Here is an 11,075-nt window from a genome sequence, read left to right as displayed (position 1 = left end):
ACCGCCTTGGAAGCAGAGCATCACTCTGCTTCCAAGGCTTGGTTTCCAATGTCGCGGCGCACGTGTTATGCCACCGTGACCTGATATCCGGCGGGCGGCGGTTACGCTGCACTCATGCTGCGTTCTGTCATTCTCGCCGCCGCCCGGTCGTCGAAGATCGAGCGGCTCGTCGGCACCGCGCCGGTGACGCGGTCGCTCGTCCGCCGCTACGTGGCGGGGGAGACCACGGCCCACGCGGTCGCCGCGACCCGGAGCCTCGCCGCGGACGGGCTGCTCGCCACGCTCGACTACCTCGGCGAGGACACCGTCGTCGTCGAGCAGGCCGACGCCACCCGCGACGAGTACCTGGGCCTCCTCGCCGCGCTCAAGGACGAGGGCCTGTCCGCGTCCGCCGAGGTCAGCGTCAAGCTCTCCGCCCTCGGCCAGCGCATCGACGCCGAGCTCGCCTACGACCGCGCCCGCGACATCTGCGAGGCCGCCGCCGACGCCGGGACCACGGTCACCGTCGACATGGAGGACCACACCGTCACCGACTCCACCCTGGAGATCGTCCAGCGCCTCCGCGAGGACCACGCGTCCACCGGCGCGGTGCTCCAGGCCTACCTGCGCCGCACCGAGGACGACTGCAAGGCCCACGCGGCCCCCAAGTCGCGCATCCGCCTGTGCAAGGGCGCCTACAAGGAGCCCGAGTCCGTCGCCTACCAGCGCGGCCTCGACGTCGACCGCTCCTACGTGCGCTGCATCAACGCCCTCATGGCCGGCGAGGGCTACCCGATGCTCGCCACCCACGACCCGCGCCTGATCGAGATCGGCATCGACCGCGCCCGCTGGTACGACCGCGACAAGGACTCCTTCGAGTTCCAGATGCTCTACGGCATCCGCCCCGCCGAGCAGCTGCGGCTCGCGGCCGAGGGCTACCGGATGCGCGTCTACGTCCCCTACGGCGACCAGTGGTACGGCTACCTCATGCGCCGCATGGCCGAGCGCCCGGCCAACCTGGCGGTCTTCGCCCGGTCACTGTGGACCAAGTCTTAGCGGCCGCCCGGCGCGGGCCGGGGACCGCTCCCCGGCCCGCCGCCGCGGCATGGACGCCCAGCGCACCAGCCCTCCTCGCGTCTCGCGCGGGTAGCGATCGGGGACTACAGTTGCGAGCGTGACTCAAGCCCCCGAGGACTTCACCCCGGACTCTTCCGAGCGCGGCCCCACCGGAGAACCCCGGTCCGACGCCGCTCCGCTGGTGCCCGGCCAGCGGTCCGCGCCCGAGGCGCCGCGCGCCGCCTCGCACGAACCGGTCCTCCCGCAGGCCGCCCCGGGCGGCGCGGCCATGCCCCAGGCCTCCCCGCCGGGCCCGCCCCTCCCCGAGCCGACCGCCCCGCCCTCGGCGCTCCCGGTCGAGATGGCCCCGCCCGGCACCGTCCACCCCGGGCACGCCCCGATGCCGCCGCAGGGCCCCGTCCCGCCCGGCCCGATCCCGGTCAGCGCCATGCCCCCCTGGCCCGGCCCGGCCCGGCCGCTCGCCTACTACGCGCCGCGGCCCGACCGCGGGCGCTCCCGCCTCGCCACCGTCTTCATCGTCGTCCTCCTGGTCGCCACCTCCGTCTTCGCCGGCGCCCTCGTCAACGGCTGGCGCCCGGCCGCGCCCTCGGCCGAGACCGGCACCATCGAGGGCCTCGCGGTCCAGCCCGGCGAGGGCACCGTCCCCAGCCCCGGACCGAACGCGCCCGAGTCGGAGATCCTCGCCTACCTCAAGGAGCAGGCCCAGCTCACCCTCGACGCACAGTCCGAGTCGCTGCTCAACGCCAGCCTCGAGGGCTGGCTCGCCGCCTACGACCCCACCCTGCACGAGAAGATGACCGGCCGGTACGAGTCGCTCACCTCCATGCAGGTCTCCCGCTTCGACTACCAGATCACCTCGGGCCCGCTGGAGGACTCCTCGGGCGCGGTCCCGCTCTACGACATCTCGGTGGCGCTCTCCTACTGCTTCGTCGAGCCCGCCGAGACCTGCAAGGCCGCCGACATCGTCTTCGACACGCGCTGGCGCGCGGGCGATGACGGCATGGTCATGATCGAGGTCGGCGACTCCGAGTTCGGGCAGGGCCCCCACCCGTGGGAGGTCACCGACCTGGTCGCGGCCGTCGGCGAGCGCACCGTCACCGCCGTCCCGGTCGGGATGGAGGCCCGCCTCGAGGAGGCCCTGGCGATCTCCGAGGCCGCCGCCGAGAACGCCGACGAGTGGGCCTACTGGGAGAAGCCCGACCGGTACGTCATCTACATCGCCTCGGACGAGGAGTTCGACACCTGGTTCGGCAGCGGCTGGGACTCCGAGGACGTCCTCGGCTTCGCCCTGCCGCTCACCGGCACCATCGACGGCCAGCGCCAGCCCTCGACCTACGCCACCGTCATGGGCGTCGACCGCACCGGCTGGGGCGAGGGCCTCACCAGCGTCATCCGCCACGAGCTCGGCCACGCCGTGACCCTGTGGGCCTCGCCGTCCGAGCGCTACGCCGACGACACCTGGTGGATGGTCGAGGGCGTCGCCGAGTACATCGACCACGGCGACCGGGCCCTGGACGACTACGACCGGATGTGGGACGTGCGCGACTACGTCGACCAGGGCGGCTGCGAGACCGACATCCTCCCGCCGGACGCCGACGACGACACGCTCGCCGGCTCCGGCAAGTACGGCTGCGGGTTCCTCGGGGTCCACTACGTCATCGAGGAGTACGGGGTCGACCAGTTCGCCGAGTTCTTCGGGCTGACCGCGCGCGAGGGCACGCCGGCGGTCGACGCGGCCGAGACCGTCTACGGCAAGAGCTATGCGGATCTGATGGAGGAGATTACGGCGTTCATCGCCCAGACCGTCTGAGATCGGGTGTTGCCGGGTGGCGCGGACTGCCGTAACATGAGCAACATCCCAATCGAAATACATCAACGTCACGCTTAGTGACGACCGACTTGTTTCGGTTCATATGGGCATTCGCGTCCACCGCACCTCTAATACATCACACAACCCCACGTCCTTGCATAAGTGCTCGCAACAGCCCTCGACAGAACGGTGAGACACATGAGCGAACCCGGGGACCTCCTCGACGAGGTCAAGTTCTTGACGGTGACGGAAGTGGCCGAGTTGATGCGCGTCTCGAAGATGACGGTGTACCGGCTCGTCCACAACGGTGAGATCGCGGCGGTGCGGGTGGGGCGCTCCTTCCGCGTCCCCGAGAGCGCCGTGAAGACCTACCTCTCCGAGGCCCTCCAGACCGACGAGTGACCCCGCTCGTCCCGGCCGGCCCCGCCACGCGCGAGCTGTGACGGGGCCTTCGCTCGGACTCGCCCGGCGAGGGGGCCGCCGGCGGGCCGAGCTAGGCTGGTCGGGCTCGAAACATTGTCTAGTGAACATCTGTGAGGAAGCTCTATGGGCTCGGTCATCAAGAAGCGGCGCAAGCGCATGGCGAAGAAGAAGCACCGCAAGCTGCTCCGCAAGACCCGCGTTCAGCGTCGCAAGCTCGGCAAGTAGCCGAGGCGACCGGCTTCCGGGCGCCTGCGGGTAGGCTGGGCCACATGCCAGAGTTCGCAACCGTCGCGTTCGCCTTCGAGGTGCGCGGCGTGGTCTCGATGATCATCGGATACGGGGGCGCGCTGCTGTCCCTGATCGCCTGCATCCACTGCGCGGTGCAGAAACCCGACGTCTTCAGCGCGGTCGGCACCCTCTCGAAGGGCGCCTGGATCGGGCTCCTGGCCATCAGCATGCTCCTGGCGCTGCTCTTCGGCGGGCGGATGATCCTGTTCACCCTCGTCTCCATCGCGGCCGCCCTGGTGTACCTGCTGGACGTCCGCACGGGCATCAAGGACATCGGGGGCAGCGCCTACTGACGCGGCGTCGCGATCGACGCGGCGACTTCTGACTTCAGCGCAAAGCCGCACCGGCCTCGCCGGTGCGGCTTTCCGCGTGCCCGGGGCCTCAGCGGACGACGCCGCGGGCCATCTCCCGCAGGCGCCTGACGCGCTCGGCCGTCGGCGGGTGGGTCGAGAACAGGCTCGCCAGGCCGCCGCCGCGCAGCGGCGACTCGATCATGAGGTGCGACTGCTCGGCGACGCGGCTGTCGGCGCGGGCCGGGAACCGGTCGACGCCCGCGGAGATCTTCTCCAGGGCGCTGGCCAGGGCGAGGGGGTCGCCGGTGAGGCGCGCCCCCGAGGCGTCGGCCTCGTACTCGCGCGAGCGCGAGACGGCCATCTGGATGAGCCCGGCCGCGAGGGGGCCGAGGATCATCGTGAGCAGCAGGACGAGCGGGTTGGGCCGGTCCTCGTCGTCGGAGGCGAAGAACGGCAGGAACATCGCGAGGTTCGCGAGCATGGTGATGATGCCGGCGAGCGCCCCGGCGACCGAGGAGATGAGGATGTCGCGGTTGTAGACGTGCGACAGCTCGTGGCCGATCACGGCCCGCAGCTCGGCGGGCGTGAGCAGCCGCGTGATGCCCTCGGTGACGGCGACGGCGGCGTTCTCGGGGTTGCGGCCCGTGGCGAACGCGTTCGGCTGCGGCGTGGGCGCGACGTAGAGGCGCGGCATCGGCTGCCCGGCGCGCTGCGCCAGCTCGCGGACCATGGCGTACAGCTGCGGGGCCTGCGCCTCGGTGACGGGCCGGGCCCGCATGGCGCGCAGGGCGATCTTGTCGGAGTTGAAGTAGGCGTAGGCGTTCATGCCGACGGCTATACCTGCGGCGATGACGATGCCGGTCGAGCCGCCCAGCGCGTAGCCGACGGCGATGACGAGCGCGGACATCGCGCCCAGCAGCACCGCCGTTTTGAGGCCGTTGTGGTGCTTCATGGTGGTTGGGTTTCCCTCCTGATGGGAAAAGCAACATCCTGGTCACGGCCAGTATTTCCCCGCGGGCTGGGAATCTGCTGAATTCGGGGCCAAGCGTGACGTAACGCGCGTCGCAGCGGGCGGCGAATGGTGGAGGCTGGCGGCGGAAGACGGTTACCGGCCCCGGTCGGGCGGGTCCGCGCGGCCCTCCCGCGCCCGCGAAGGCTCACGCCGCCCCAGCGGCCGATTGCGCTGGCCTAGGTGAGGGCGCCCCGCGGGCCCGCGGGGCGGGATGGAAGCGCTGCACCCGCCGCGCAGTGCGGCGTGACCCGACGGGCCGCTTCGGTTGCCCAGGCCGGTGGCGGCTCACGGCGCGAGGGACGTGAACGCCAGCACGAGCTGCGGCGCGAGCGAGACCGCGAGGAGGGCCAGGCCGATCGCGGCGACGCCGATGGCGTAGCGGCCCCTGGTGCGGGCGGCGGGGCGCCCGAGGAGCACGGTGCGGGCGAGCGGCAGGTAGTAGGCGAGGCCCACGACGGCCCCCGCGGCGACGACGACGGCGAGCCACACGGCCGAGGAGGCGAGCACTTCGAGGACCGCGACCTTCGCGAACGTCCCCACGAGCGCGGGCGGCAGCCCCGCCAGCCCCACGACCGAGAAGAGGAGGAGCGCCGCCGGGAGCGGGGCGGCGCGCCACAGCCCGGTCAGCTCCGCGACACGGCCGCCCTCGCCGACGCCGCGCGCCGGATGGCCTCCGGCGGCCGACTGCGCCTCGACGGCCCGGCGCCGCCCGACATCGGCCGCGACCACCCCGCGTACGTCCAAATCGGACTCATGGGAGCCTCCCGATTCCAATGCTGTCTCGGGGGTCTGACGTTCTCGGGACGCGAAGATGCTTCCGCTTCCGGGGCGGACCGCGGTCAGGGCCGCGAAGGCCCCGGCCTCCAGCAGCACGAAGAACACCGCGTACGCCAGCGCCGCCGAAGCCGCGGCCCCGGCCTCCGACCGGCCCGCGGCCGTGGCGACGACCGCGAGCGGCGCGAGCGCGTACCCGGCGTGGGCCACGCCCGACCACGCCAGCAGCGGCACCGTCCTGCGCTGCGCCAGCGCCCCGAGGTTCCCGACCGCGATCGACGCGACGCTCAGCACCGCCAGCACGATCCCCGCGCTCTGCTGCGCCCCGGAGCCGCCCGCGAACCCCTCCGGGGGCTCCGACGAACCGAAGGCGCCCGGCGCGAGCCCGAAGTGGACGACCCACACGACCGCGAGCGCGCCGCCGAGCTTGGAGGCGCTCGCCAGGTAGGTCGCGACCGGCAGCGGCGCGCGTTCGAGCACCAGCGGCGCCCACGCGTGCAGCGGCGCGGCGGCCAGCTTGAACGCGAGCCCGCCGAGCAGCAGCGCCAGCCCGGCGGCCGTCAGCCCCGCGTGCGCGTCGCCGAGCCCGGCCGCGAGGCCGCCCAGGTGCACCGTGCCGCCCGCGGCGTACAGCAGCGCCGCGCCCATGAGGGCCGTCGCGGAGGCGGTGACCGAGGCGATCAGGAACGCCACCCCGGCCTCGGCCCCGTCGCGGCCCGGCTTCGCCACCAGCGCGTACAGCGGCACCGTGAGCGTCTCCACCGCCACGATCAGCGAGATCAGGTCGCGCGACCCCGCGAGCGCGACGCCGCCCGCCGCCGAGGCCGACAGCAGGAACCAGTACTCGCCCGCCTGCCGGCCGCTGAGCCCCGCGACGAGGACCGCGAGGGCGGCGAACAGCGCCGCGGCGCCCATCGCCGGGTCGTCGGCCGCATAGGAGTGCCAGTCGCCGACGGCGAACGTCGCCCGGTCGGGGCCCATGCCGACCCACACCGCGGCGACACCCGAGGCGGTGAGCCCGATCATCATGGCGGCCTTCGCGAACCGGCCCGCGAACAGCGCCGCGGCCGCGGTGCCCGCCGCGAGGTACAGCGGCAGCAGCGCCGCGTGGTCGATCTCCTGCACCCGCATGGTTCACGCCCCCGCGTTCCCGCACGCGCGGTGCCCGATCGCTTCGCCGTCCATCTACAGCAGCCCTCCCGCGAACAGGTCCAGCAGCGGCCCCGGCACGAGGCCGAGCAGCAGCGTCCCGGCCACCAGCGGCGCCCACACCGCGGCCTCCGCCGCCGAGACGTCGCCGATGCCCGCCGCCGCGGGCGCGACCGGCCCGTGGCTGACGCGCTTGAGCATCCGCAGCAGGTACGCGGCCGCCAGGAACGCCCCGAAGGCCGCCGCGGCGGCGAGCGCGAGCCAGGCCCCGCCGCGTTCGGCCGCGGCGTACACCGTGAACGCCTCGCCCCAGAACCCGGCCAGCCCCGGCAGTCCCAGCGACGCGAGCGCCGCGAACCCGAGGAGCCCGGCGAGGGCGGGCGCGGCCAGGCGCAGGCCGCCGAGGTCGTCGAGCCTGCCCGTGCGCGTGCGGGCCTTGAGGGCCCCGACGAGGAAGAACAGCAGCGGGGTGATCAGGCCGTGCGCGAGGTTCCCGAACAGCGCCGCCCGCAAGCCCGCCTCGGTCCCGGTCGCGAACGCGAGGACCACGAACCCCATGTGGCCCACCGAGGAGTACGCGATGAGGCGCTTGAGCTCGGGCAGCCCCAGGCACACGAGCCCGGCGACGAGGATGCCGAGGGCGGCGAGCACCGCCAGCACCGGTGCGGCCGCGACGGCCCCGTCGGGGGCGAGGCCCCCGGCGACGCGGACGAGGCCGTAGGTGCCGAGTTTGAGCAGGACGCCCGCGAGGAGGACCGAGCCGACGGTGGGCGCGGCCGTGTGCGCGTCGGGCAGCCACGAGTGGAGCGGCCACAGCGGGGCCTTGACCGCGAAGCCGACGGCGAGCAGGGCGAACACGAGCAGCGAGACGGGCTCGGAGACGCCTCCGGCGGTGATGATCGCGCCGAGGTCGGCGGTCCCGGTGTCGGCGACGGCGACGAACAGGCCGGTGGCCATGAGGAGCGAGCCGGCGACGGTGAACAGCGCGAACTTGGCGGCGGCGTGGCGCCGGGCGGCGGGGTCGCCGTAGCGGTGGATGATCGCCCACATGGGCAGCAGGACCGCTTCGAAGGCGATGAAGAACAGGATCAGGTTGTCCGACAGGAACACCAGCATTGAGGCGGCCTGGACGGCGAGCAGCAGTGCGGTCAGGGTCGGCGACGGTCGCGCGGCGGGGTCGGTAGCGGGGTCGGCGGCGTGGCCGGGTCCGGCGGGCACGCCACGGGCCTGGTCCGCCGTTGGGAAAGGGCCCCCGGTTTCCAACGTAGCGGGGGCGACCTGAAGGGGAGCTGAAGCGCGTTCCGCTGTCGGCGAAACGGCGACACCACCGGCACCGGCAGCGGTCGCATGCGGGACCGCCGCGCGGCTCTCGGCTCTCGGTGCGGACCGGCGCTCGGCGCCGAGCGCGTTGTGGGCGCAGCACAGCAGCCCCAGGAGCGCGGTGAGCAGGAGCAGCGGCCAGGAGACGCCGTCGACGGCGAGCGAGAAGTCGAGGTGCAGCGGAGGCGCCCAGGCGGCCTCGAACTCGTGCCACCAGCCGCCGGTGAGGCGGCCGCCGACGACCATGCTGCCCTCGGGGGGCCGCCCGATCGGCAGCAGCGCGACCGCGGCCAGCGACAGCGCCGCCGCCGCGACCCCGATCCAGTGCGCGAACCCCCGGTGCCGCCACGCCCACGCCAGCACCGCCCCGATGAGCGGGACGGCAACGGCCACAAGAAGAAGGATGCTCATCGGTCCGCTCCGTCCTCCGCCGAAGCGACCACTCCGGCCGACAGCGGGCAGGCATGCCCGCCGAGCGTCGAACGGCCGCCCGGGGCGTGCATCGCCCCGGCGTCCGCGGTGTCGCAGCTCCGAAGCGGGCATTGGTTCGCACCCATGGCACTGCCCGCGGCGCGGCTCGTCGCGGCATCCGCGCCGCCCGGTCGCGCCCGCCGCTCCGGCGCACGGCCGATCGCGCAGATCGCCGCCTCCGCTTCGCGCCTCGTCAACTCCACAGGCTCACCCCGATCGCCACGGCCGCGACCACCAGCGTCCCGGCCGCGCTCAACCGCAGGTATACGGCCAGGCCGCCCCGGTGCCCGGCCGCCGTCCCCCGCGCGGCCGCGACCGTCGCCCGCGCCGACCCCTCCACCGCGGTCCGGTCCACCAGCCGCTCGTCCAGCGCCCGCGCCGCCGCCCCGGCCGCGCCCGCCGCCGTCCGGGTCGCCCTGGCCGCCAGCCGCTCCGCGTACAGGCCCTCGGCGAGCGCGGACTGCGCCCGCCCGAGGACGCGCGCCGGGTCGCGGTCGGCGACCCGCCTGCCCGACCGGGGCCGGTCGCGCCACCACGAGTCGCCGATGACGGCGAAGCCGCCGAGCGTCGCGAGCAGCAGCAGCGCCATCAGGTCCAGGTGCAGCGCCGGCACCGTGAACGGCCCCGCGTAGTACAGCGCCCCCACGCCCGCGGTCGCGGCGATCAGCGCCCACAGGCTGAACGCCTCGAGCCCCGGCACCGCCGACCGCTCCCGCGCGCCCCGGCCGCGCCGGAACAGCAGCAGCCACAGCCGCGCCGCGTACGCCGCCGTGAGGATGCTCGCGACGACCCCGGCCCAGAACACGATCACGCCCGACGGCGTCCCCGCCTCGTAGGCCGCGCCCAGCACGGTCTCCTTGCTGTAGAACCCGCCCAGCGGCGGCAGCCCCGCCATGGAGGCGAGCCCGATCGTCATGGCCCAGAACGCCGGAGGCGAGTCGCCCGGCCGCAGCCGCGTCGCGCGCAGCGACCCGTCCGTCCCGGCCAGCGCGATCACGACCCCGGCCGCCAGGAACAGCAGCCCCTTGAACGCCGCGTGCGAGACCAGGTGGAACAGCGCGGCGTCGCCGGCCGCGACCGCGACCCCCGCGAACATGAACCCGACCTGGCTCACCGTCGACCACGCCAGGACGCCCTTGACGTCCCGGGCCGCCAGCGCGCACAGGCCCGCCCCGACCATCGTCACCGCCGCCACCAGCGCCACCACGAGCAGCAGCTCCGCGGGCCACAGCGGCAGGAGCCTGGTGAGGACGTACGCGCCGGCCGCGACCATCGTGGCGGCGTGGATGAGCGCGCTCACCGGCGTGGGCCCGGCCATCGCGGGCGGCAGCCAGATCTGGAGCGGGAACTGCGCGGACTTCCCGATGCAGCCGAACAGGATCAGCAGCATCGCGGCCCCGGCGCCCGCGGGCGGCTCCTGGATCTCACTGATCCGGAACGTCCCGGCGGCCGTCCCGATCCACATCACGCCGAGCACGAACGCGACGTCGCCGAAGCGCGTCACCAGGAACGCCTTCGCGGCCGCGCCCGGGGCCTTCGGCAGGGCCGCGTAGTGGGCGATGAGCAGGTACGAGCAGGCGCCCATGACCTCCCAGCCGATGAGCAGCAGCACGAGGTCGTCGGCGGCGACCACGAGGAGCATCGCGGCGCAGAACAGGTTGACCTGCGCGGCGTAGGGCGCGTAGCGCGGGTCGCCGCGCAGGTACGCGATCGAGTACAGCTGCACCAGGAAGGTCACGAACGCGGCCGCCAGGGCCACGGCCGCGGCGGCGGGGGAGAGGTCGAAGGCGACCGAGACGCGCACGGTCCCGAAGTCGGCGAGGGTGAACGCGCCCACGGGGTCGGCGGCGGCGCACGCGGCCGCGAGGCACAGCGCGAGCGCGGGTGCGGCGACCGCGAGGCACCGGGCGGCGTTCCGGTGCCGGACCAGGAGCCCGGCCAGGCCCGCCAGGGCGGGGCAGGCGACGAGGAGCAGCGCGAGGGTCACGGGCCGCTCCGGGCGTCGGGCGGCGGTTCGGCGGGCACGCCGGGAGCGCGGCCCGCGGCCGGGGAAGGGCCCCCGGTCGCAACCGTAGAGGGGGCTTCCTGAAGGGGAGCTGAAGTGTGGGGTTCGACTCCGGGACCGGGCGCCTCCTCGGGCAGGCCGTCGGTGTCGATCGTGGCGCGCTCGCGCCACAGGTTGAGGATGAGCGCGAGCCCGACCCCGACTTCGGCGGCGGCGATGACCACGATGAACAGCGCGAAGCTCTGCCCGGTGAGCGAGGCGTGCACCAGGTCGGCGGTGACCAGGACCAGGTGCACGCCGCCGAGCATGAGCTCGGCGGCGGCCAGCTGCATGACGGCGTTGCGGCGCGTGAGGACTCCGTAGAGGCCGATCGCGAACAGCCCCACGGCGATCAGGAACCCGATCAGTGGATGCACGGTGGCCTCCCCGGAGGGAGGAGATCGGTCGATCGGGGCCACATGGCCTCATCTTGGA

General features: G+C 74.0%; 9 protein-coding genes and 1 pseudogene. 5 read left to right on the top strand and 5 right to left on the bottom strand.

Going from position 1 to position 11,075, the window contains the following annotated elements:
- The first annotated feature begins 114 nt into the window (after window positions 1-114).
- The 5 genes from LO763_RS08810 (at window position 115) to LO763_RS08790 (ending at window position 3,870) form a co-directional block, all read left to right on the top strand.
- Window positions 115-1,035: a proline dehydrogenase family protein gene (locus LO763_RS08810; protein WP_230601595.1), complete on the top strand. Its 921-nt coding sequence runs from the start codon at window positions 115-117 to the stop codon at window positions 1,033-1,035.
- A gap of 118 nt (window positions 1,036-1,153) precedes the next feature.
- Window positions 1,154-2,866: a hypothetical protein gene (locus tag LO763_RS08805; RefSeq protein ID WP_230601594.1), complete on the top strand. Its 1,713-nt coding sequence runs from the start codon at window positions 1,154-1,156 to the stop codon at window positions 2,864-2,866.
- 198 nt (window positions 2,867-3,064) lie between these two features.
- On the top strand, window positions 3,065-3,268 hold the full coding sequence (locus tag LO763_RS08800; protein WP_091031906.1) for a helix-turn-helix domain-containing protein: 204 nt from the start codon (window positions 3,065-3,067) through the stop codon (window positions 3,266-3,268).
- Window positions 3,269-3,412: 144 nt separating this feature from the next.
- Window positions 3,413-3,514, top strand: a complete 102-nt coding sequence (locus tag LO763_RS08795) for a 30S ribosomal protein bS22 (protein WP_081687713.1) — start codon at window positions 3,413-3,415, stop codon at window positions 3,512-3,514.
- A 44-nt stretch (window positions 3,515-3,558) separates the two neighbouring features.
- Window positions 3,559-3,870, top strand: a complete 312-nt coding sequence (locus tag LO763_RS08790; RefSeq protein ID WP_230601593.1) for a DUF2516 family protein — start codon at window positions 3,559-3,561, stop codon at window positions 3,868-3,870.
- A gap of 88 nt (window positions 3,871-3,958) precedes the next feature.
- On the opposite strand, the gene htpX is transcribed toward LO763_RS08790, so the two are convergent.
- The 5 genes and pseudogenes from htpX to nuoK all read right to left on the bottom strand — a co-directional run bounded on the left by htpX (window position 3,959) and on the right by nuoK (window position 11,017).
- Window positions 3,959-4,822 (bottom strand): zinc metalloprotease HtpX, encoded by an 864-nt coding sequence (htpX, locus tag LO763_RS08785; RefSeq protein ID WP_230601592.1) that lies wholly within the window; start codon window positions 4,820-4,822, stop codon window positions 3,959-3,961.
- 345 nt (window positions 4,823-5,167) lie between these two features.
- On the bottom strand, window positions 5,168-6,787 hold the full coding sequence (locus LO763_RS08780) for a proton-conducting transporter transmembrane domain-containing protein (RefSeq protein WP_230601591.1): 1,620 nt from the start codon (window positions 6,785-6,787) through the stop codon (window positions 5,168-5,170).
- A 54-nt stretch (window positions 6,788-6,841) separates the two neighbouring features.
- A complete protein-coding gene (locus LO763_RS08775; RefSeq protein ID WP_439650276.1) occupies window positions 6,842-8,371 on the bottom strand; it encodes a complex I subunit 4 family protein in 1,530 nt (509 codons plus the stop codon).
- Window positions 8,372-9,434: 1,063 nt separating this feature from the next.
- A pseudogene (locus LO763_RS30255) lies at window positions 9,435-10,397 on the bottom strand (NADH-quinone oxidoreductase subunit 5 family protein); the annotation flags it as partial.
- 182 nt (window positions 10,398-10,579) lie between these two features.
- The gene (nuoK, locus tag LO763_RS08765; RefSeq protein WP_230601588.1) at window positions 10,580-11,017 is read right to left on the bottom strand and encodes an NADH-quinone oxidoreductase subunit NuoK; all 438 of its coding nucleotides are present in this window, start codon (window positions 11,015-11,017) and stop codon (window positions 10,580-10,582) included.
- Window positions 11,018-11,075 lie beyond the last annotated feature (58 nt).

Source organism: Glycomyces amatae (genome assembly GCF_020991375.1).
GTDB lineage: Bacteria > Actinomycetota > Actinomycetes > Mycobacteriales > Micromonosporaceae > Glycomyces > Glycomyces amatae.
This window is presented reverse-complemented; position numbering and strand designations above follow the sequence as displayed.